The sequence below is a fragment of the Agromyces sp. Root81 genome, assembly GCF_001429165.1.
Lineage (GTDB): Bacteria > Actinomycetota > Actinomycetes > Actinomycetales > Microbacteriaceae > Agromyces.
This window is the reverse complement of record NZ_LMIR01000002.1, coordinates 387,080-407,617: the sequence shown is the minus strand read 5'-3', so window position 1 is coordinate 407,617 and position 20,538 is coordinate 387,080. Positions and strand designations below refer to the sequence as shown.

General features: G+C 71.1%; 19 protein-coding genes. 12 read left to right on the top strand and 7 right to left on the bottom strand.

Features of this window, described 5'->3' with window-relative positions; genetic code table 11:
* Window positions 1-123 precede the first annotated feature (123 nt).
* The 3 genes from ASE14_RS06855 to ASE14_RS06845 all read left to right on the top strand — a co-directional run bounded on the left by ASE14_RS06855 (window position 124) and on the right by ASE14_RS06845 (window position 3,327).
* Window positions 124-1,368 (top strand): extracellular solute-binding protein, encoded by a 1,245-nt coding sequence (locus ASE14_RS06855; protein WP_056652694.1) that lies wholly within the window; start codon window positions 124-126, stop codon window positions 1,366-1,368.
* Window positions 1,369-1,429: 61 nt separating this feature from the next.
* Window positions 1,430-2,416 carry a carbohydrate ABC transporter permease gene (locus ASE14_RS06850; protein WP_082600279.1) on the top strand — a complete coding sequence of 329 codons (987 nt, stop codon included), beginning with the start codon at window positions 1,430-1,432 and terminating at the stop codon, window positions 2,414-2,416.
* Between the two features lie 2 nt (window positions 2,417-2,418).
* The gene (locus tag ASE14_RS06845) at window positions 2,419-3,327 is read left to right on the top strand and encodes a carbohydrate ABC transporter permease (protein ID WP_235511134.1); all 909 of its coding nucleotides are present in this window, start codon (window positions 2,419-2,421) and stop codon (window positions 3,325-3,327) included.
* 214 nt (window positions 3,328-3,541) lie between these two features.
* On the opposite strand, the gene ASE14_RS06840 is transcribed toward ASE14_RS06845, so the two are convergent.
* Together ASE14_RS06840 and ASE14_RS06835 are read right to left on the bottom strand one after the other, a co-directional pair.
* On the bottom strand, window positions 3,542-3,931 hold the full coding sequence (locus ASE14_RS06840) for a VOC family protein (protein ID WP_056652691.1): 390 nt from the start codon (window positions 3,929-3,931) through the stop codon (window positions 3,542-3,544).
* 98 nt (window positions 3,932-4,029) lie between these two features.
* Window positions 4,030-5,676: a beta-N-acetylhexosaminidase gene (locus ASE14_RS06835; RefSeq protein ID WP_235511133.1), complete on the bottom strand. Its 1,647-nt coding sequence runs from the start codon at window positions 5,674-5,676 to the stop codon at window positions 4,030-4,032.
* An 82-nt stretch (window positions 5,677-5,758) separates the two neighbouring features.
* On the opposite strand from ASE14_RS06835, the gene ASE14_RS06830 reads away from it, so the two are divergent.
* The 6 genes from ASE14_RS06830 to ASE14_RS06805 all read left to right on the top strand — a co-directional run bounded on the left by ASE14_RS06830 (window position 5,759) and on the right by ASE14_RS06805 (window position 13,153).
* The gene (locus ASE14_RS06830) at window positions 5,759-6,961 is read left to right on the top strand and encodes a hypothetical protein (protein WP_056652688.1); all 1,203 of its coding nucleotides are present in this window, start codon (window positions 5,759-5,761) and stop codon (window positions 6,959-6,961) included.
* A 193-nt stretch (window positions 6,962-7,154) separates the two neighbouring features.
* Window positions 7,155-8,429, top strand: a complete 1,275-nt coding sequence (gene glyA, locus ASE14_RS06825; protein WP_304439304.1) for a serine hydroxymethyltransferase — start codon at window positions 7,155-7,157, stop codon at window positions 8,427-8,429.
* 115 nt (window positions 8,430-8,544) lie between these two features.
* Window positions 8,545-9,429, top strand: coding sequence for a bifunctional methylenetetrahydrofolate dehydrogenase/methenyltetrahydrofolate cyclohydrolase (locus tag ASE14_RS06820; RefSeq protein ID WP_056652682.1), 885 nt, complete (start codon window positions 8,545-8,547; stop codon window positions 9,427-9,429).
* A gap of 71 nt (window positions 9,430-9,500) precedes the next feature.
* Window positions 9,501-10,913 (top strand): acylneuraminate cytidylyltransferase, encoded by a 1,413-nt coding sequence (locus ASE14_RS20920; RefSeq protein WP_200953288.1) that lies wholly within the window; start codon window positions 9,501-9,503, stop codon window positions 10,911-10,913.
* A gap of 15 nt (window positions 10,914-10,928) precedes the next feature.
* The gene (locus ASE14_RS20915; RefSeq protein ID WP_056652679.1) at window positions 10,929-11,804 is read left to right on the top strand and encodes an N-acetylneuraminate synthase family protein; all 876 of its coding nucleotides are present in this window, start codon (window positions 10,929-10,931) and stop codon (window positions 11,802-11,804) included.
* On the top strand, window positions 11,801-13,153 hold the full coding sequence (locus ASE14_RS06805) for a DUF6716 putative glycosyltransferase (protein WP_056652676.1): 1,353 nt from the start codon (window positions 11,801-11,803) through the stop codon (window positions 13,151-13,153). Before ASE14_RS20915 ends, ASE14_RS06805 begins: the two co-directional genes overlap by 4 nt.
* 8 nt (window positions 13,154-13,161) lie before the next feature.
* On the opposite strand, the gene ASE14_RS06800 is transcribed toward ASE14_RS06805, so the two are convergent.
* The 3 genes from ASE14_RS06800 to ASE14_RS06790 form a co-directional block, all read right to left on the bottom strand.
* Window positions 13,162-13,698: a gamma carbonic anhydrase family protein gene (locus ASE14_RS06800; protein ID WP_056652674.1), complete on the bottom strand. Its 537-nt coding sequence runs from the start codon at window positions 13,696-13,698 to the stop codon at window positions 13,162-13,164.
* A 9-nt stretch (window positions 13,699-13,707) separates the two neighbouring features.
* Window positions 13,708-15,021: an APC family permease gene (locus tag ASE14_RS06795; protein WP_056652671.1), complete on the bottom strand. Its 1,314-nt coding sequence runs from the start codon at window positions 15,019-15,021 to the stop codon at window positions 13,708-13,710.
* A gap of 69 nt (window positions 15,022-15,090) precedes the next feature.
* On the bottom strand, window positions 15,091-15,594 hold the full coding sequence (locus tag ASE14_RS06790; RefSeq protein WP_056652668.1) for a hypothetical protein: 504 nt from the start codon (window positions 15,592-15,594) through the stop codon (window positions 15,091-15,093).
* Between the two features lie 128 nt (window positions 15,595-15,722).
* Here ASE14_RS06790 and ASE14_RS06785 point away from each other — a divergent pair, with 128 nt between their 5' ends.
* On the top strand, window positions 15,723-16,214 hold the full coding sequence (locus ASE14_RS06785) for a YbaK/EbsC family protein (protein WP_056652665.1): 492 nt from the start codon (window positions 15,723-15,725) through the stop codon (window positions 16,212-16,214).
* Between the two features lie 12 nt (window positions 16,215-16,226).
* Here ASE14_RS06785 and galK read toward each other — a convergent pair whose 3' ends face one another.
* Both galK and galT read right to left on the bottom strand, forming a co-directional pair.
* Window positions 16,227-17,414: a galactokinase gene (galK, locus tag ASE14_RS06780; RefSeq protein WP_056652662.1), complete on the bottom strand. Its 1,188-nt coding sequence runs from the start codon at window positions 17,412-17,414 to the stop codon at window positions 16,227-16,229.
* Window positions 17,411-18,517, bottom strand: a complete 1,107-nt coding sequence (gene galT / locus ASE14_RS06775) for a galactose-1-phosphate uridylyltransferase (protein WP_056655937.1) — start codon at window positions 18,515-18,517, stop codon at window positions 17,411-17,413. The genes galK and galT overlap by 4 nt, the downstream gene beginning before the upstream one ends.
* A 140-nt stretch (window positions 18,518-18,657) precedes the next feature.
* Between galT and ASE14_RS06770 the strand changes: the two genes are divergently transcribed.
* Window positions 18,658-19,503 carry a DeoR/GlpR family DNA-binding transcription regulator gene (locus tag ASE14_RS06770; RefSeq protein ID WP_056652659.1) on the top strand — a complete coding sequence of 282 codons (846 nt, stop codon included), beginning with the start codon at window positions 18,658-18,660 and terminating at the stop codon, window positions 19,501-19,503.
* Window positions 19,500-20,432 (top strand): aldose 1-epimerase family protein, encoded by a 933-nt coding sequence (locus ASE14_RS06765; protein WP_056652657.1) that lies wholly within the window; start codon window positions 19,500-19,502, stop codon window positions 20,430-20,432. The genes ASE14_RS06770 and ASE14_RS06765 overlap by 4 nt, the downstream gene beginning before the upstream one ends.
* The last annotated feature ends 106 nt before the right edge of the window (window positions 20,433-20,538 follow it).

Here is a 20,538-nt window from a genome sequence, read left to right as displayed (position 1 = left end):
AAACGTTCAGGAAACAGCACTCCGACATGGTCGTCGTGTGCCTGTTCCAGAACACACGCACCGTCGCGCGAGGCTCTCCAAACGGGCGCTGGTGCACCATCAACCACAGTGAGGAAGCATCCAATGAAGAAGTCTCTGCGCCTCGGCGCGGCCGTCGCGCTCGCCGCCACGGCGTCGCTCACGCTCGCATCCTGCGGCTTCGGTGGCGGGTCGGGTGAGGAAGCCGGTGGCAAGACCACCCTCGACCTGCTCGTGCCCAGTTACTCCGACAACACCCAGGGTCTCTGGGAGGACGTCATCAAGGGGTTCGAAGCCGAGAACACCGACATCGACGTCAAGCTCGAGGTGGCGTCGTGGGACAACCTCGAGACCCTCATCGCCACGAAGATCCAGGGCGGTGAGGCTCCCGACATCTACAACGGCGGCCCCTTCGCCGGGTTCGCGGCCGATGAGCTGCTCTACCAGGCCGAGGACGTCACCTCGCCCGAGGTCTTCAGTGACTTCCAGGACTCGTTCATCGCCAACGCCGAGGTCGACGGCACGGCGTACGCCCTGCCGCTGATCGCCTCGGCTCGTGCGCTGTTCGTCAACAACGCGCTGCTCGAGCAGGCCGGTGTCGCAGCGCCGCCCACCAACTGGGACGAGCTGCTCGACGCGGCGACGAAGGTCTCCGCCCTCGGCGGCGGCATCGCCGGCTACGGCATGCCCCTCGGCTCCGAAGAGGCGCAGGCCGAAGCGGCCGTCTGGCTCTGGGGCGGCGGCGGCACGTTCGGCGACGCGACCGAGATCACGGTCGACGACCCGGCGAACCTGCCCGGCGCCGACCAGATCAAGAAGATGATCGACGCGGGCGCCACCCAGGCCGACCCGGGCTCGACCGACCGTTCGCCGCTCATGGACATCTTCATCCAGGGCAAGATCGGCATGCAGGTCGGCCTCCCGCCGACCGTCGGCCAGATCGAGGAGAACAACCCCGAGCTCGACTACTCGATCGTCCCGATCCCCACGCAGGACGGCAGCCCCATGACCGTCGGCGTCATGGACCAGCTGATGGCCTTCCAGAACGACGGCGACAAGCAGGACGCGATCACGAAGTTCTTCGACTACTACTACTCGCCCGACGTGTACGTGCCGTGGGTGCAGGCCGAGGGCTTCCTCCCGGTCACGAAGTCGGGTGCCGAGGCGCTCTCCTCCGAGCCCGCGCTCGCGCCGTTCCTCGAGGTGCTGCCCGACGCCCAGTTCTACCCGAGCACCAACCCGAAGTGGCAGGCGACGGATGCCGCGTTCAAGGCGCTCTTCGGACAGCTGCAGACGAAGCCGGCGCAGGAGGTCCTGACGGAGATCCAGGCGCAGGCCGACGCGGGCTGATCCGGCCCGTCCGACCAGTAGTCCGTTCGCAACACCCGGAGGGATCGGTGACCACCGAACCATGAGCACCACATCCGATGCGTCACCGATCCAGGCGGGGGCGGCCGAGAGCCGCCCCCGCCCCGGGCGCGGAACCGAACCCAAGGGCGGCGCCGGCGGCGCGCGTCCCGGCGGGCGCGACCTGCTCGCCTCGCTGCCGTGGATCGGCCCCGCCCTGATCCTCATCTTCGGCGTCGTGCTGTTCCCGGCCGTCGTCATGTTCTACAACTCGACGCGCGACATCTCGATCTCGGGTGTCGACAAGGGCTCGGTCGGCCTGGACAACTACATCGAGGTCTTCTCGTTCCCCTACTTCTGGCCGATCTTCGGCCGCACGATCGTGTGGGTCGTCGTGGTCGTCGCGGCGACCGTCGTGATCTCGCTCGGGCTCGCGCAGATCCTGAACAAGGCCTTCCCCGGGCGGCGCATCGTGCGCCTCGCGGTGATCGTCCCGTGGGCGGCGTCGGTCGTGATGACGACGATGGTCGTCTACTACGGCCTCGAGCCGTACTTCGGCATCATCAACAAGTTCCTCGTCGACATCGGCCTCGTCGATACACCCGAGGGATACGGGTGGACCCGCAACCCCGCGACCGCGTTCGCATGGTCGATCGTCGTGGCGATCTTCGTCTCCCTGCCGTTCACGACGTACACGATCCTCGCCGGCCTGCAGACGGTGCCGGGCGAAGTGCTCGAGGCCGCCAAGATGGACGGCGCCGGGCCGATCCGCACCTACTGGGGGGTCGTGCTGCCGCAGCTGCGCAGCGCCCTCGCCGTCGCCGTGCTCATCAACATCATCAACGTCTTCAACTCGCTGCCGATCCTGAAGGTGATGACCGGGTCCATCCCCGGCTACGACGCCGACACGATCATGACGATGATCTTCAAGTACATCCAGAACCAGCACAAGGTCGACGTCGCCAGCGCGCTCTCCGTCGTCGCCTTCATCATCGTCATCGTGATCGTCGCCGTTTACGTGCGCGTGGTCAAGCCCATGAAGGAGGTCTGACCGTGGCCGTCACCGCACCAGCGTTCGAGACGATCGCCCCGCCCGCGGCATCCGCTCGCAGACGCCGCTACACCGAAGACCAGGTGCCCCTCGGCACGGTGCTGATCCGCATGCTCGCCGGGTTCATCGTGCTCGCGATCTTCATCCTCCCGTACATCATCATGTTCTTCGGCTCGGTGAAGACGAAGGCGCAGATCCGCTCGGTCGACCCCACCTACTTCCCCCAGGAGTGGCACTGGGAGAACTACATCGACATGTGGTCCACGCCCGAGACGCCGCTGCCGCAGAACCTCATCTCGACGATCGTGATCTCGGTCTTCGCGACCCTGCTCGTGCTGCTCGTCGCGATGCCCGCGGCCTACTACACGGCGCGGTTCAAGTTCCCGGGCCGCATGGTCTTCCTCTTCCTCGTGATCGTCACGCAGATGCTCCAGCCCGCGGTGCTGACCTCGGGCCTGTTCCGCCAGTTCCTCGCGTTCGACATGATCGACACATGGGCGGCGATGATCTTCATCAACGCCGCGTTCAACCTCTCGTTCGCCGTGTGGATCATGCACTCCTTCTTCGCCGGCATTCCGAAGGAGGTCGACGAGGCCGCCCAGATCGACGGCGCGGGCCGGCTCAGGGTGCTCTTCACGATCAGCCTGCCCCTCGTCTGGCCGGGCATCGTGACCGCGATCGTGTTCACCTTCGTGGCGTGCTGGAACGAGTTCGCCGCCTCCCTCGTGATCCTCTCGACCGCGGGCAACCAGCCGCTCTCCGTGGCCCTCACGAAGTTCGTCGGGCAGTACGAGACCTCGTGGCAGTACGTGTTCGGCGTCTCGATCGTCGCGATCGTGCCGGTGGTCATCCTCTTCATGATCATCGAGAAGCGCCTCGTCGGCGGCCTCACCGCCGGCAGCGTCAAGTAACCGCTCGAGCAGCGCCCAGTAACCCCCTGAACCGAGCGGATGCCGCGGGTGCCGCCTGCCCCGCGGCATCCGCTCGCCCCGTGGCGCCGCCGCGCGGGTGTCGTGCAGCGGTGGGAGGAGACCAGCTGATTCCGAGGAGATCGACGATTCCGAGGAGCGATCGGCGAGAACTTGTCCTCTGATCCGCAGATTTCCGTTCGAACCGCCGAATTGATCAGGAGGCGCTGGGGTCCGTGGTCCAGAGCCCAAGGATGTTGCCCTCCGAGTCCTCGAAGTACGCGAACCAGCCCATGCCGGGCACCGGGGCCCGGGGGGACACGACGGAACCGCCGATCTCGGTGATGCGCTTGAGCGAGCCGTCGATGTCCTCGACGTCGACCGTGAGGATCGGGGTTGTGAGCCGGTCGGCACGCTGGAACATCCCGCCGTTGATCGCCCCCGGGGCGAGCGGCTGCTGGGTGGCATCATCGACCGGCGTGGTGACGACGTTCGTGTAGTCCATGCCCGGGACTGGGTCGAGGGTCCAGTCGAACGCCGCACGATAGAACGCGCTTGCACGATCCTGGTCGTCGGCTGGAATCTCGAAATGCACGATGCCTGGCATCTCCGCCTCCTTCGTCGGGGCACGGCACGACCGTGCCTCACGGGAGCATAGACCCGGGCTACCGACGCCGACAGTGGTGGAGGGACGGGCTGCCCGGATCACTCGACCCAGGGCACCCCGTCGACCTTGCGGTACGAGATCCCGAGCGCGTCGAGGTGCGTGCCGAGCGAGGCGAGACGGACGTGGAAGTCGGACGCGTCGCGCGCGGCGCCGCCGTCGGGAATCGGCGACCATGCGATCTCGGCGATCGCCGCGATGCGCGGGAACACCATGAACTCGAGCTCGGCCGCCGTCGCGATGGTCTCGGTCCAGACCGGTGCCTCGACGCCGAGGATGTCGGCTTCGGCGAGGCCGGGCACGATCGACGTCGGCTCCCAGGCGTATGCCTCTTCGAGGGTGGTCGGGCCGTCGGCCCACAGCTGTCCGACCTTGCCACCGAGCGGGCCGTCGGGGTCGTCGGGGTACTTCATGTCGAGGTAGGCGACGTCGGCGGGGGAGAGGACGACGCTTCCGCCCTGCTCGACGAACGAGGTCGTGAGCTCGGCGGACCGATCGCGCGGGGTGGTGAAGTCCCAGTACTGCCCGACCGTTCCGGCCGGCAGCTCGTGAGACGCACCCATCTCGTGCCAGCCGATGACGGTCTTGCCGGTCGCGGCGCCGGCAGCCGTGATGCGCCGCACGAGGTCGAGGTAGTCCGCCTCCGACGTGGCGAGCGATTCGTCGCCGCCGACGTGCAGCCACGGGCCCGGCGTCATCTCGGCGACCTCGGTCATCACGTCGGCGAGGAAGCGGTCGGTCGCCTCGGCGCGCTCGGGGGAGGCGCAGAGCGAGGAGAATCCGACCTCGATGCCCTCGTACGGCTTCGGTGCGATCCCGTCGCAGTTCAGCTCGGGGTACGCGCTGAGCGCGGCGTTCGTGTGGCCCGGCAGGTCGATCTCGGGCACGACGGTCACGAACCGCTCCGCGGCGTACTCGACGATGCGCCGATAGTCGTCCTTCGTGTAGAAGCCGCCGCCGTCGCCGCCGGTCGAGGTCGATGCGCCGATGCCGGTGAGCTCGGGCCACGCGTCGATCGCCAGCCGCCACCCCTGGTCGTCGGTGAGGTGGAGGTGCAGCACGTTGAGCTTCAGCAGGGCGATGCGGTCGATGTGGTCGAGCACGTCCTCCACCGGGAGGAAGTGGCGGGCGACGTCGAGCATCGAGCCGCGGTAGGCGAATCGGGGGGCATCGGCGACGGATGCCGCGGGCGCGACCCAGCCGCCGGTGGGCGGTGTCGAGGCATCCGTTCGCTCGATCTCGGCCGGCAGCAGCTGCCGCAGCGTCTGCGTGCCCCAGAACAGCCCTGCGGCGGCGGGCGCGGCGATGCGGACGCCGTCGGCGCCGGTCTCGAGCGTGTACGCCTCCTCCCCGGTTCCGGCATCCGCGTCGATGACGAGCACGATGTCGGATGCCGCTACCGCATCAGCGACCACGGGCAGGTCGAATCCGGTGGCGATGCGCGCCTGGGCGGCGAAGGTCTCCGCGACACGGGCGGCGTCGCCATTCGCGATGATGCGGGTCTCAGTGGTGATCGTGAACGGTGCGCCGTCTGTGAGGTCGAATTCGACGGGGGCCGGGATGATGCCGGTCACGGCGTCTCCGTTCTCTGGGGCGGCGGTGCAGCCGCCGAGTGCGAGCACCGCGCCCATGAGGCCGGCGCCGATGATGCCGACGGTGCTGAAGGTGGTTCGGATGCGACGTCGCATGCGTCCTCGCTCGTTCGGAAGTAAGGAGTCCTAACTCGTATCGTCGCACGAATCGTCGCCGGGCGGCAGTACGCTCGTGCGAATGACGACCGCGCTTCCCGTGCCGCACGACCGAGTGGACTTCTCCGCGCTGCGCGCACCCGTCGAAACTGCCGAAGTGCGGGCGTTCCGGCAGGCGACGAAGGCGTCCGGCTCGCAGGGTGGGAAGACGGGCGTTCAGGTGGCCACCATGGTCTTCGGCGTGATGGTGGTGGCGATCGTGTTCTTCGTCTTCGCGATCGTCGGCACCGTCTTCGTCAGCCTGTTCCTCTCCTCGTTCGGGAGCGCGGTCAGCGACCTACCGCTCGTGCTGCTCGTCTTCCCGCTGATCGTGCTCGCTGCCGTCGTGCTCGTCGTCGTCGCGATCGTGCGGCGGGTGCGGCGGGGCAGCGACTGGCAGCGCTGGTACCGCCTCGACCGGTTCGCGGCGGCGAACGGGTTCGACTTCGCGGTGACGTCGCCGGATCCGGCCTACCCGGGTACTGTGTTCGGTCTCGGGAGGAACCGCACGAGCTACGAGCGGCTGAAGTCGACGAGCGGCCGTCTCGTCGAGCTCGGCTCGTACCGGTACACGACCGGGAGCGGCGACGACGAGCGCGTCTCGTCGTGGGGCTACATCGCCGTCGCCCTCGACCGGCCGGTGCCGCACATGCTCCTCGACGCCCGTGCCAACGACGGCGCGTTCAGCAGCCTGCCGGTGGCATTCGATCGGAGACAGGTGCTCAGCCTCGAGGGCGACTTCGACCGGTACTTCAGGCTGTACACGCCGCGCGAGTACGAGCGCGACGCCCTCTACGTCTTCACGCCCGACCTCATGGCGCTCCTGATCGACGAGGCCGCGGGGTGGGACGTCGAGCTCGTCGACCGCTGGCTCTTCTTCTACGCCCCCGATCCCATCGACTCCCTCGACGTCGAAGCGTGGCGCCGGGTGTTCCGCGCCGCCGACCTGGTCGGGTCGCGGGTGATCTCCCGAACGCAGCGGTACGCCGACGAGCGAGCGGGCGGCGGCTCGTCCGAAATCCCCGGTTCATTCGAGGCATCCGTGGCGCCCGTTTCATCAGACGCAGCCGGCGCGCCCGCGGCATCCGCTGCATTCCTCGGTCAGGCGACGCCGCCACGCCCGGTCGAGCCGACGATCGCACCCGGCGGGCAGCGCCTGCGCGGCGGCATCCGATGGGCGAGCGTCGCGGGTGTCGTCGGCGTGATCGCCTGGTGGATCGTCGCGAACTGGCTGACCGGACGCTGATCGCGCACGGACCCGTCGTCACCGAGTCGCATCCGTTGCTAAGCTTCGAGGGTCGCGACTGGCGTTGAGATGGTTACCATCGGGGAGCGACTGGCACGGACCGACCGCACGCCTGGGCCGGTACGCAGACCTCGGCGCTGGCGCGCGCGAGGCAGCACCCCACGTAGGTCCGTTCGTCATGAAGGAGCCAGTCTTGGCCGAGTCCGTTTTCAATGCGCCGCTTTCCGAAGTCGACCCCGAGATCGCTGAAGTTCTCGAGCTCGAACTCGGTCGCCAGCGCGACTACCTCGAGATGATCGCGAGCGAGAACTTCGTTCCCGTCTCCGTCCTGCAGTCGCAGGGCAGCGTGCTCACGAACAAGTACGCCGAGGGCTACCCCGGCCGCCGCTACTACGGCGGCTGCGAGTACGTCGACGTCGCCGAGTCGCTCGCGATCGAGCGGGCGAAGTCGCTCTTCGGTGCAGAGTACGCCAACGTGCAGCCCCACTCGGGTGCGACCGCGAACGCGGCCGTGCTCTCCGCGATCGCCACCCCGGGCGACACGATCCTCGGCCTCGAGCTCGCGCACGGCGGCCACCTCACGCACGGCATGCGGCTCAATTTCTCGGGCAAGCTCTACAATGCCGTCTCGTACGGCGTCGACCCCGAGACCTTCCTCGTCGACATGAACGTCGTGCGCGAGAAGGCCCTCGAGCACAAGCCGCAGGTCATCATCGCCGGCTGGTCGGCCTACCCCCGCCACCTCGACTTCGCCGCGTTCCGCGCCATCGCCGACGAGGTCGGCGCGAAGCTCTGGGTCGACATGGCGCACTTCGCCGGCCTCGTCGCCGCGGGCCTGCACCCGAACCCGGTGCCCTTCGCCGACGTCGTCTCCTCGACCGTGCACAAGACGATCGGCGGCCCCCGCTCGGGCTTCATCCTGTCGCGCGACATGGAGCTCGCGAAGAAGCTCAACTCCAACGTCTTCCCCGGTCAGCAGGGCGGCCCGCTCATGCACGTGATCGCGGCGAAGGCCACGGCGTTCAAGATCGCGGCATCCGAGGAGTTCAAGAACCGCCAGGAGCGCACCATCCGCGGTGCGCAGATCCTCGCAGCCCGCCTCACCGCCGACGACTCGCGCGCAGCGGGCGTCGACGTGCTGACCGGCGGCACCGACGTGCACCTCGTGCTCGCGGACCTCCGCAACTCGAAGATCGACGGCCAGCAGGCCGAAGACCTCCTGCACGCGGCGCTCATCACCGTGAACCGCAACTCGGTGCCGTTCGACCCGCGCCCGCCGATGGTCACCTCGGGCCTGCGCATCGGCACGCCCGCGCTCGCGACCCGCGGCTTCGGCGACGCCGAGTTCACCGAGGTCGCCGACATCATCGCGCTGGCGCTCCAGGGCGAAGCGGATGTCGCGGCGCTCCGCTCCCGTGTGGAGACCCTCACGGCGGCGTTCCCGCTGTACCCGGGCCTCCAGCAGTAGGGATCACACGGATGCGGACGATCCGCGGGACACGCCGAGGCGACTGGTTCGTCCACGGTGCGTCGTCGCTGACGTCCGCATCCGTGCTCGCTCCACGGCTGACGAAGGGAACCACATGACCGCCATCACCCTCGACGGCGTCGCCACCGCGACGGCCGTCAAGACCGAACTCGCGTCGCGCATCCAGCTGCTGAAGGCCCACGGCGTCGTGCCTGGGCTCGGCACGCTCCTCGTCGGCGACGACCCGGCCTCGCGCTCGTACGTCGCGGGCAAGCACCGCGACTGCGCCGAGGTCGGCATCGAGTCCATCCGCGTCGACCTGCCCGCCTCGGCCACCACGGCCGACGTGCACGCCGCGATCCACGACCTCAACTCGGCGCACGAGGTCACGGGCTACATCGTGCAGCTGCCGCTGCCCGCCGGGCACGACGAGAACGCGATGCTCGAGCTCATCGACCCCGACAAGGACGCCGACGGGCTGCACCCGACCAACCTCGGCCGGCTCGTGCTCGGCATCGAGGGGGAGCTGCACTCGCCGCTGCCCTGCACGCCCGCCGGCATCGTCGAGATGCTGCGGCGCTACGACGTGCCGATCCGCGGTCAGCACGTCACGGTGATCGGCCGCGGCCTCACGGTCGGGCGTCCGCTCGGTCTCCTGTTCACCCGCAAGGGCCTCGACGCCACGGTCACGCTCACGCATTCGCGCACGCAGGACCTGGCCGCCGAAGTGCGCCGTGCCGACATCGTCGTGGCCGCCGTCGGCGTGCCGCACCTCGTGCAGGCCGACTGGATCAAGCCCGGCGCGGCCGTGCTCGACGTCGGCATCACGCGCGTGCAGGACGAGGACACGGGCAAGGGCACGCTCACGGGCGACATCGACCCAGCGGTCGCCGAGGTCGCCGGGCACCTCTCGCCGAACCCCGGCGGCGTGGGCCCGATGACCCGCGCGATGCTGCTCGCGAACGTCGTCAAGGCCGCGGAGCAGCGCCTCCACCGCTAGTCGACCTGCCGGTCGCCCGGTGTTCACCACTCGTGCACCGGGCGGCCGCCTTGCGCGCGTAGCTTCGCGCCATGGCTCGCGTCGAACTCGTCGAAGCACCGCACCCAGCGGTCTCACCCGCACTCGCGTCGGCGACGCGCCCCGCCGGTCGTGCGGCCGGCGCCGGGCGAGCGGATGCCGCGGCCGCACGCGCCACCGCGATCATCCCGGCCCGTGGCGGTTCGACCGGCCTGCCGGGCAAGAACGTCGCGCGCGTCGGCGGCGTGCCGCTCATCGAGCGCGCGGTGCGCGCGGCGCTCGCCGCCGAGCGCATCGACCGCGTCGTCGTCTCGACCGACGACGCCGAGATCGCGGACGCCGCCCGTGCCGCCGGGGCCGAGATCGTCGACCGGCCCGCAGACCTCGCCGGCCCCGCCGCCTCGAGCGAGACGGCCGTGCTGCACGCGCTCGACGCGCTCGAGCTGCAGGGCGCACTCGGTCCGCTCGCTCCCGAGCGGGGCGCCGTCGACGACGGCAGCCGATCGGGCGAAGCGCACCCGGTCACCGTCTTCATCCAGGCCACCTCGCCCTTCATCGACCCGGCCGACCTCGACGCGGCGATCGCGCGCGTCGCCTCCGGCGAACGCGACGTCGTCTTCGCGGCCGTGCCGAGCCACGTCTTCCTCTGGCGCGACGACGCATCGGGCATTGCGGTCGGAGTGAACCACGACGCCGCACTGCGTCCCCGCCGTCAGGATCGCGATCCCGAGTACCGCGAGACGGGTGCGTTCTACGTCTTCGGCACTGAGCGGTTCCGTGAGGCCGGCCACCGATTCTTCGGGCGCATCGGCATCCAGCCGGTCGACCCCGACCACGCCATCGAGATCGACGACCTCGCCGACCTCGAGCGGGCGAGGGCACTCGCGGCGCACGTCGATCGAGCGCTCGCGGCATCCGGTCGCCCGGTCACGACGGTCGACCCGCGCCTGCCGCTCATCGACGTCGACGCCCTCGTCACCGACTTCGACGGCGTGCACACCGATGACACCGTCATGGTCGACCAGCTCGGCCGGGAGTCGGTGCGGGTCAGCCGCAGCGACGGGCACGGCATCGCGCGGCTCCGCGCCGCGGGCGTCCCCGTGCTCATCCTCTCGGCGGAGGAGAACCCGGTCGTCGGGCGCCGGGCCGAGAAGCTCGGCGTCGAGTGCGCGCAGGGCGTCGGGGAGAAGGGCGCGGTGCTGCGCGACTGGGCGGAGGCCCGCAGCATCCGTCTCGACCGCATCGCCTACCTCGGCAACGACCGCGGCGACCTGCCGGCGCTCGAGCTCGTCGGCTGGCCCATCGCCGTGCCGGATGCCGCGCCCGAGGCGCTCGCCGCCGCCCGGCACGTGCTCGAGCATCCCGGCGGCCACGGCGCCGTGCGCGAACTCGCCGACCTGATCCTCGCCGCACGCGACTCCGGTGCGGCGCGCGAACCCCGATCCCGCACGACAGCGCGATCCTGAATGAGGGAGCATCACATGTCCGTGCGCATCGGCCGAACGGTCGTCGGCAGCGAGTACCCCGTCTACGTCATCGGCGAGATCGGGCTGAACCACAACGGCGACGTCGAGATCGCCAAGCGCCTCATCGACGTCGCAGTCGAGGCGGGCGCGCAGGCCGTGAAGTTCCAGAAGCGCACCCCGGAGATCGCGACCCCCGAGCACATGCGCGACGTGCCGCGTGAGACGCCGTGGGGCACTATGAGCTACCTCGACTACCGGCGCCGCGTCGAGTTCGGCGAGGCCGAGTACCTCGAGATCGCGTCCTACGCGATGCGGGCGGGCATCGACTGGTTCGCCTCGCCGTGGGACGTGCCGTCCGTCGAGTTCCTCGAGGAACTCGACGTCGTCGCGCACAAGGTCGCCTCGGCGTCGGTCACCGACCTCGCCCTGCTCGACGCCATCGCGCGCACGGGCAAGCCGGTCATCCTCTCGACGGGCATGTCGACGCTCGAGGAGATCGACCGCGCCGTCGAAGTGCTCGGCACCGAGCGCCTCGTGATGCTGCACGCGACCTCGAGCTACCCGATGCCGCCCGAGGAGGCGAACCTGCGCACGATCGGGACGCTGCGCAGCCGGTACCTCGGCGTGCCGATCGGCTACTCGGGTCACGAGCGCGGCCTGCAGATCTCGCTCGCCGCCGTGACCCTCGGCGCCGTTGCCGTCGAACGCCACATCACGCTCGACCGGGCGATGTGGGGCTCCGACCAGGCCGCCTCGCTCGAGCCGACGGGGTTCGAGCACCTCGTGCGCGACATCCGGGTCATCGGCGAGGCCATGGGCGACGGCGTGAAGCGCGTGTTCCCCGGCGAGGAGGCGCCGCGGGCGAAGCTCCGCCGCGTTCCCGCGCTGTGAGCGACGCGAGTCATCGGCCCGGGCGCGTACCGGGTTCGCCGAGCGCGCCCGACGGGCTCGGCCTCAGCGGGCGCCTGCTCGTGGTCGCCGACTCCGACTCGTACGTGAAGTGGGGGGCGGCGTTCGCCCGAGGGTTCCCGGAATCGTGGCGCATCGAGCTCGTCGTGCTGCAGACGCCCGTGCAACCGAGCCCGCGGCAACTCCGCGCCGCGCTCGCCGGTTCGGGGTTCACTGCCGAGTCGGTCGCGACCGTCGAGCTCGACGAGCTGGGGGAGCGGCTCGCGCGCACCCGACCCGACGTCGTGCTGCTCGCCCTGCGCGGCCCGCTCGCGCGCGTCGTCGCACCCATCGTGGGTCGCGGGCCGGACCGGCCGGTGCTCGTCAGCGGGTTCCCGGGCCTGACCATCCCCGCCGAGCCCAAGGCGATCGTCTACCGCGAGCAGGTCGACCTCATCGTGCTGCACAGCCGCCGCGAGGTGCGCGAGTTCCGCGCCAACGCCGAGCAGCTCGGCGTGGCCATCGAGTTCGGCCTCGCGACCCTCCCGTTCCTGCCCGACGAGGCGGTGACGGATGTCGCGGCCGACCCGCAGCGCACCGACCTCGTCTTCGCGGCGCAGGCCAAGGTGCCCGCCGAGCGCGAGGATCGCGTGCGCCTGCTCGGATGGCTCGCCGCCGCGGCCCGTCGGCACCCGAGACGGCGGGTCGTCGTGAAGGTGCGCGCCCGGCGCGGCGAGGCGCAGACTCACGCGGAGGCCTTCGACTACGCCGAGCTGCTCGACGACCCCGAGGTCCGTCGCGAACTCGGCGGAACGCTGCCGCCGAACCTCGTCGTCGAGGACGGGCCGATGGCCGCGCACCTCGACCGGGCGGCCGGTCTCGTGACCGTGAGCTCGACCGCCGTGCTCGAGGCCGTCGCCGCCGGGCTCCCGGTGCTGCTCGTCGACGAGTTCGGGGTGACGCCGAAGCTCATCAACACGGTCTTCGAGGGCAGCGGCCTGTTCGGCGGGGCCGACGCGCTCGCCGGCTGGGAGCTCCGGCACCCGAACGCCGATTGGCTCGCCGCCGACTACTTCCACGGCCGCGAGCACGACGACTGGGGCGACCTGCTCGCCCGGCTGCTCGCACAGCGCGCAGCGGAACCGCTCGGCGTGCGCGAACGGGCGCACAACCTCACCGGCGGGGCGCTGCGACGCGCGTTCGAGCGCAAGCGGATGCTCGGGGCGCACGACCGATCGTTCGCGGGCGCCGCCTCGATGGCCGTGGCGATTCCCGCGCGGTGGGTCCTGCGCCGCGCCCGACGGGTTCGGAAGCGCGTCGTCGCCCTTCGCGGGGGAGTCGTCGAGGCCTGAGCCGCGCGTCAGTCGACGGGGGCCGAGTGCTCCTCGACGTGCAGGAGGTAGGCCGCCGCATTGCGCTGGATGCCCGCCCGTTCGATGTCGCTCAGCTCGCGCCGCACCTTCGCGGGAACCCCGGCGACGAGCGACCCGGGCGGCACGACCGTGCCCTCGAGCACCACGGCTCCCGCAGCGACGAGTGAGCCGGCGCCGATCACGGCGCCGTTCAGCACGGTCGCGCCCATGCCGATGAGGCAGTGGTCTTCGACCGTGCAGCCGTGCAGCACCGCGCCGTGCCCCACCGAGACCCCGCGGCCGACGCTGAGCGGGTAGCCCGCGTCGACGTGGCAGACGACGGTGTCCTGCAGGTTCGAGCCCTCGCCGATGGTGATGGCCTCGGCCTCGGCACGGAGCACCGCGTTGTACCAGACGCTCGACCCCGCGGCGAGGGTCACGTCGCCGACGATCACCGCGCCGGCCGCGACGAAGGCCGTCTCGTCGAGCACGGGCGCCGCGATGCCGGCGATGGTCAGGATGCGAGCCGAGGGGTCTGCAGACATGGGGCCAGCCTACGCGCGCCCGTCGGGCGGACGATGCTGCGCACGACGTGCTCGCACCGCCCTGGAGATGAGGCGGTAGGCCGCTCCGACGGCGAGCACGACCACGCCGGCGACGATCGACGGGAGCGGAAGGGTCGCGACGAGCACGAGGCATCCGATCGCCCCGGCCGCCGAGAGTGCACGGGGGACGCGTCGTTCCGGTCGCGGCTGGCTCATCGCCGCGGCGTTCGCGACGAGGTAGTAGAGCAGCACGCCGAACGAGGAGAAGCCGATCGCCCCGCGCAGGTCGACGGTCACGACGAGCGCGATGACGGCGAGGGCGACGGCGATCTCCGCGATGTGCGGCACCTGGAAACGCGGGTGCACTCGCGCGAGCCGGGCGGGCAGTTCGTCGTCGCGCGCCATCGCGAGGGCCGTGCGCCCGATGCCGGCGATGAGTGCGAGCAGCGCCCCGAGGGCTGCGACGGCGGCCCCGATGCTCACGACCGGCGCAGCCCAGTGCCACCCGGCGGCCTCGACCACGTCGACGAGGGGGGCGACGGATGCCGCGAGGCGATCGGGCCCGAGCGCGCCGAGTGCCGTGGCGCCGACGGCGACGTAGACGAGCACCGCGACGCCGAGCGCGATGCCGATCGCGCGGGGGATCGTCCGCGAGGGATCGCGGACCTCCTCGCCGAGCGTCGCGACGCGCGCGTAGCCGGCGAAGGCGAAGAACAGCAGGCCGGCCGACTGCAGGATGCCGAGCCAGCCGTGGTCGAGCAGCGTCGAGTCGAGCAGCGGCACGGCTCCGCTCGATGAGCCTTCGGCGGAAGCGCCGCCGAACCATGCCGTCGCACCGGCGGCGACCACGAGCGCGAGCACGCCGAGCACGCCGATGACGATGACCGTGGCGACCCGAGCGGTGCGGGTGATGCCGCGCAGGTCGACGCCGGTGATCGCGACCACGGCGACCACTGCGAGCGGCCGCTGCCACTCGGGCGGGGCGAGGTAGGCGGCGAACGTCATGGCCATGGCCGCGCAGCTCGCCGTCTTGCCGATGACGAAGCTCCAGCCGGCGAAGAAGCCCGGCCACTCGCCGAGCCGTTCACGGCCGTAGCGGTAGGCGCCGCCCGACTCGGGGTAGCGCGCGGCGAGCTGCGCCGTCGAACTCGCATTCGCGAAGGCGACGAACGCGGCGATCGCGAGTCCGAGCATGAGGCCGGCTCCCGCCGACTGCGCCGCCGGGGCGAAGACCGCGAAGACACCGGCCCCGATCATCGCGGCGAGGCCGATCGCGACGGCTTGTCGGAGGCCGAGGCGGCGGGCGAGGGCGGGCTGGTCCACGGTCGCACTTTAGGGCACGCGGGTGACGAGCGGGGAGCATCGCGGTGATTCGCAGGGCGCGGCGGCGCATCACATGGTGCCGCGCGCCCACGGGGAGCACGCGTGGTGCTCGATGCAGACGCGGAGCGCGACGGCGCGCCCGTCGAGGAGCCCAGTGGCGTCGCCGAGTTCGATCGTGAGCGCGCCCGCGCTCGCCGGGCTGAGGAATCGGACGTCGTGCGGCCCGTCGACGACGACTTCGGCGCGCGCGGCATGCCCGTCGTCCGAACGGTCGTCGATGACGAGCAGGTCGCCACCGGCGACGATCCCCGCCATGTAGGCGACGCCGTCGTTCGCACGGGTGCCGCTGATCTCGGCCGCGACGTCGAAGGCGCCCTCCCCGACGCGCGAGGCCGCCCGGGCGCGCTCCCGCGGCTGCGCGGCGGCGTCGAGTGCCTGCATCGTGCAGGTGTCCATGCCCGTGGACTCGCACGGGTCGTCGAACTGGTGCCGGTCGGGCATCGGCATCGGCGTCGCGCCGAGCGCCATCATTCCCGTGACGACCGCAGCCGCCCCCTGCATGCCGATCCGCATCCCGTGCCCCCTCCGATCGCTCGGCGTGGCCATCGCCGCCGCCGGAGCGAGCGTCCCGCACGCGGGTTTCATCCGGCTTTCATCGCCGGGCGGGTGCCCTGACTGCGCCGGTCGCTAGGATCTTCGGCATGTCATCGCCTTCGCACCCCGCCGTCGACCGTGTCGCGACCGCCCTCGCCGGTCACGGGCTCACCCCCGAGATCGTCTGGTTCGACGACGCCGTCACGACCGCCCCGCTCGCCGCCGAGGCGCTCGGAGTGGAGGTCGGCCAGATCGCGAACTCCCTCGTCTTCACGATCGACGAGGAGCCGATCCTGGTGCTGACGTCGGGCTCGCACCGAGTCGACACGGAGTGGCTCGGGCAGCAGCTCGGCGGCGCCATCCGTCGTGCGTCGAAGGAGACGGTGAAGGAGACGACCGGCCAGGTGATCGGCGGCGTCGCGCCGCTCGGCCACCCCGCTCCGGTGCGCACGATCGTCGACGTGCAGCTCGCCGACTACCCGGTCGTCTGGGCCGCCGCCGGCCACGCGAAGTCGGTGTTCCCGACCTCGTTCGACGAGCTCGTGCGCATCACGGGCGGCACGCCGAGCGCGGTCGAGCCGCAGACGGCCGTCGCGTAGCCGGCCGGGCCGTCAGGCGTCGCGGCGCGCGCCCGCGTCGGCCTGCACGGTGAAGATCGTCGGTTCGCGGTGGCCGCGCTCGGCGAACGCCGCGAGCACCTCCCGCGTCACGACGGGCACGAGTGCGTCGACCATGAGCGCGATCGCCGCGCCGCCGAAGCCGCCGCCCGTCATACGGGCGCCGATCGCGCCGGTCGCCTGGGCGGTCTCGACGGCGAGGTCGAGCTCGGGCACCGAGATCTCGAAGTCGTCGCGCATCGAGACGTGCGAGGCGTCGAGGAACGGCCCGATCGCGCCCGGTCCGTGTTCGCGCAGTGTCCGCACGGTGTCGAGCACGCGCTGGTTCTCGGTGACCACGTGGCGCACCCGGCGGAACGTCTCGTCGTCGAGCAGCTCGGCCGCCCGGTCGAGGTCGTCGACGCGGATGTCGCGGAGGGACTCGGCCCCGAGCGCAGCGGCGCCGGCTTCGCAGGAGGCACGGCGTGCCGCGTATCCGCCGGAGGCGTGGGCGTGCTCGACGCGGGTGTCGATCACGAGCACCGAGAGGCCGTCGGCCCGGAACCCGAGCGGGATCACATCGGCATCGAGGCTGCGGCAGTCGAGGAAGACGCCGGCGTCGGCTTCGCCGAGGAGCGAGGCCGACTGGTCCATGATGCCGGTCGGGGCGCCTACGGCGCGGTTCTCGGCGAGGCGCCCGACCTTGGCGAGGGTCGGCCGGTCGAGGCCGAGGCCCCAGTGCTCGTCGAGGGCGAGCGCGACGGCGCACTCGATCGCGGCCGACGAGGAGAGGCCGGCGCCGATCGGCACCTCGGAGGCGACGTAGAGGTCGACGCCGCGAACGCCGGCGAGGTCGGCGCCGAACTCGCCGAGCGCCCATGCCACGCCGAGCGGGTACGCGGCCCAGCCGCTCACGGCGTCGGGCGCGAGCTCGTCGAGGTGGATGGTGACGGCCTCGGGCGAGAACGCCGAGGCGACGCGGATGACGCGGTCGTCGCGGTCGCCGAGGGCGACGGCGGTGCGGCGATCGATCGCGAAGGGGAAGACGAAGCCGTCGTTGTAGTCGGTGTGCTCGCCGATCAGGTTGACGCGACCGGGCGCCGACCACACGCCGGCGGGGCGCCGGCCGAACCACTCGGCGAAGCCGTGCTCCGCCGTCGCGGTGATACCCGACCCGGCGGGGCCGCCTGTCGTCTCGCTCATGCTTCGGCCTTTCCGATCGCGGCGCGCAGCGCCTCTGCCTGGGATTCGGGGGTGACGTCGCCGATCCATGCTCCCATCGCGGCCTCCGAGCCGGCGAGGAACTTCAGCTTGTCGGCGGCCCGACGCGGGCTCGTGAGCTGCAGCATGAGCCGCACCTCGTCGCGCCGCTCGTGCACCGGCGCCTGGTGCCAGGCCGCGATGTACGGCGTTGGGGTGTCGTAGAGCCGGTCGATGCCGCGCAGGAGGCGCAGGTAGAGGCCGGCGAGCTCGTCGCGCTCCGCGAGCGTCGTCTCGGCGAGGTCGGGCACGTGACGGTGGGGGAGCAGGTGCACCTCGATCGGCCAGCGCGCCGCGAACGGCACGAAGGCCGTCCAGTGCTCGCCGGCGAGCACGACACGCGGCCCGCCGCGTTCGCGCTCGAGCAGGTCGGCGAAGAGCGTCGGCCCATAGGCGTCGATCGAGTCGAGCAACCGCTCGGTGCGGGGCGTCACGTACGGGTAGGAGTAGATCTGGCCGTGCGGGTGGCCGAGGGTCACGCCGATCGCCTCGCCCCGGTTCTCGAACGGGAAGACCTGCTGCACGCCCGGCATCGCGGACAGGGCGGCGGTGCGCTGCGCCCACGCCTCGATGACGGTGCGCGCACGCGAGACGGTCTGGGTGCCGAACGATCCCTCGTGCTCGGGGCTGAAGCACACGACCTCGCACCGGCCGATCGACGGGTGCGTGCGTTCGAGGCCGACCCGGCGGAGCGCCGCGAGGGCATCGGCGTTCGAGACATCCGGTTCGCCGAGCGCAGGGCCGAACGACGGCGAGCGGTTCTCGAAGACGGCCACGTCGTAGATGCTCGGGATCTCGGAGGGGTTGCCGGGCCGCTGCGGGGCGAGCGGATCGAGGTCGGCCGGCGGCAGGAAGACGCGGTTCTGGCGCGCCGCGGCGATCGAGATCCATTCGCCGGTCAGCGGGTCCTGGCGCATCTCGGCGTTCGCCGGTCGCGGGTCGAGCACCCGCTCGTCGACCGCACGCTCGGCGGGCAGCGCCGAGTCGGCGTCGTCGAAGTAGATGAGCTCCCGGCCGTCGGCCAGCAGGGTCGAGGTCACGGTGATGCGCGGGTCGACGGGGGCAGCGGATGCCGCGCCGGCGACGTCGTTCGAGTCGGTCACGCGCCACACCATACGCGCCTTTCGTTTTGCAAACAAACCCATTTCGTATTGCAAAGTCGGCGGTGAGCGCGGATGATTCCGGTATGACCATCGACGCCGCAGCCGCGAGTGCACCGCTCGACGCCCCGCGTCGACGCGAACTCGCGCTCGCGCTCGTCGCCGAGCGCGGGTTCGTGCGCGTCGCCGAACTCTCGCGGGCATTCGGAGTGACGACCGTCACGGCGCGCGCCGACCTCGACGCCCTCGAGCGGCAGGGCGGCATCCGACGCGTCCACGGCGGCGCCGTGCCGCTCTCCTCTCCGCTCGCCGCCGAGCGCCCCGAACGCGAACCGAGCTTCGAAGAGGCGCTCGAGGCATCCGTCGAACCGAAACGACTCATCGGCGAGCAGGCGGCAGCGCTCGTACGGAGCGGCCAGAGCATCATCCTCGACGTCGGCACCACGACCCTGCAGGTCGCCAGAGCGCTGCGGGCACGCACCGACCTCGACGACCTCGTGGTGTTCACGAACGGCCTCTCGATCGCCCTCGAACTCGAAGCAGAGATCCCGCGCTTCACCGTCGTCGTCACCGGCGGCACGCTGCGGCCGAAACAGCACTCCCTGGTGCATCCGCTCGCCGGTTCGATGCTCGAGGAGGTGCACGTCGACCTCGCGTTCATCGGCTGCAACGGGGTGGACGCCGCGCACGGGGTCACGAATGCCAACCTCCCGGAGGCATCGGTCAAGTCGCTCATGATGCGGGCGGCGGCCCGCTCCATCGTCGTCGCGGACGCGACCAAGCTCGGCGAGGTGCACCTCGGCCGCATCGCCCCGATCGACGCCTTCGACGGACTCGTCACGGATGCCGCGGCGCCCCCGCCGATCGTCGCCGAACTCCTCGACGCCGGGCTCGCAGTGCACGTCGCACGAGACTCTAGAGTGGATCCATGACCCTTCCCACGGGCGAGCAGTTCGCCCTCGAGACGTCGACGTCGAGTGGCGACATCCGCGCCACGATCACCGCCGTCGCAGCAGGCATCCGCACGCTCAGCATCAACGGCATCGACCTCGTGCCGCCGTTCGCCGAAGACCAGACGCCGCCGATGGGGGCGGGCATCGTGCTCGTGCCATGGCCCAACCGCATCCGCGACGGCCGGTGGAGCCACGACGGCGTCGACCACCAGCTCGTCATCTCCGAGCCTGCGAAGAACAACGCCATCCACGGGCTGCTCCGCAACACCGAGTACCGGCCGATCGCGCGCGAGCGCGACTCGGTGACGCTCTCGGCGACGGTGTACCCGCAGCTCGGCTACCCGTTCCTGCTCGGCACCGCCGTGCACTACGAGCTCGTCTCCGACGGGCTGAAGGTCACGCACTACGTCGAGAACCTCGGCGCCGACCCGGCCCCGGTCGCGATCGGCACGCACCCGTACCTGAAGATCGGCGGCGTTCCGACGGCCGACCTCGAGCTGCGCCTCGACGCCGCGAGCCACATCGAGGTCGACGACCGGCTGCTGCCGACGGGCGAGGTGCCGGTCGACGGCACCGAATGGGACTTCCGAGAGGGTCGGCGGGTCGGCGACGTCTCCCTCGACGACGCGTTCGGCGAGATCGCGAGCGAAGACGGCCAGGTGCTGCACACGCTCACCGCGCCCGACGGGCGCAGCGTCTCGGTCTGGGCCGACGACGCGTTCGAGTACGTGCAGGTCTACACCTCGCACCGGTTCCCCGGCGAAGACGGCGACGTCGCGATCGCGATCGAACCCATGACCGCACCGGCCGAGGCGTTCAACTCGGGCCGCGGCCTGCGCTGGCTCGACCCGGGCGAAGAGTGGCAGATCTCATGGGGCATCCGCTTCGAGGGCTTCGCGGCGGAGTAGCAGMGCTGARCTCCYGAGGGCGATCATCCGCTTCGAGGGCTTCGCGGCGGAGTAGCAGAGCTGAGCTCCTGAGGGCGATCATCCGCTTCGAGGGCTTCGCGGCGGA

What these genes read in the sequence shown, in the direction of transcription:
- ASE14_RS06855 (WP_056652694.1), top strand. Translation starts at nt 124, where the DNA reads ATGAAGAAGTCTCTGCGCCTCGGCGCGGCCGTCGCGCTCGCCGCCACG.
- ASE14_RS06850 (WP_082600279.1), top strand. Translation starts at nt 1,430, where the DNA reads ATGAGCACCACATCCGATGCGTCACCGATCCAGGCGGGGGCGGCCGAG.
- ASE14_RS06840 (WP_056652691.1), bottom strand. Translation starts at nt 3,931, where the DNA reads ATGCCAGGCATCGTGCATTTCGAGATTCCAGCCGACGACCAGGATCGT.
- ASE14_RS06835 (WP_235511133.1), bottom strand. Translation starts at nt 5,676, where the DNA reads ATGCGACGTCGCATCCGAACCACCTTCAGCACCGTCGGCATCATCGGC.
- ASE14_RS06830 (WP_056652688.1), top strand. Translation starts at nt 5,759, where the DNA reads ATGACGACCGCGCTTCCCGTGCCGCACGACCGAGTGGACTTCTCCGCG.
- ASE14_RS06820 (WP_056652682.1), top strand. Translation starts at nt 8,545, where the DNA reads ATGACCGCCATCACCCTCGACGGCGTCGCCACCGCGACGGCCGTCAAG.
- ASE14_RS20920 (WP_200953288.1), top strand. Translation starts at nt 9,501, where the DNA reads ATGGCTCGCGTCGAACTCGTCGAAGCACCGCACCCAGCGGTCTCACCC.
- ASE14_RS20915 (WP_056652679.1), top strand. Translation starts at nt 10,929, where the DNA reads ATGTCCGTGCGCATCGGCCGAACGGTCGTCGGCAGCGAGTACCCCGTC.
- ASE14_RS06800 (WP_056652674.1), bottom strand. Translation starts at nt 13,698, where the DNA reads ATGTCTGCAGACCCCTCGGCTCGCATCCTGACCATCGCCGGCATCGCG.
- ASE14_RS06790 (WP_056652668.1), bottom strand. Translation starts at nt 15,594, where the DNA reads ATGCGGATCGGCATGCAGGGGGCGGCTGCGGTCGTCACGGGAATGATG.
- ASE14_RS06785 (WP_056652665.1), top strand. Translation starts at nt 15,723, where the DNA reads ATGTCATCGCCTTCGCACCCCGCCGTCGACCGTGTCGCGACCGCCCTC.
- galK (WP_056652662.1), bottom strand. Translation starts at nt 17,414, where the DNA reads ATGAGCGAGACGACAGGCGGCCCCGCCGGGTCGGGTATCACCGCGACG.
- ASE14_RS06770 (WP_056652659.1), top strand. Translation starts at nt 18,658, where the DNA reads ATGACCATCGACGCCGCAGCCGCGAGTGCACCGCTCGACGCCCCGCGT.
- ASE14_RS06765 (WP_056652657.1), top strand. Translation starts at nt 19,500, where the DNA reads ATGACCCTTCCCACGGGCGAGCAGTTCGCCCTCGAGACGTCGACGTCG.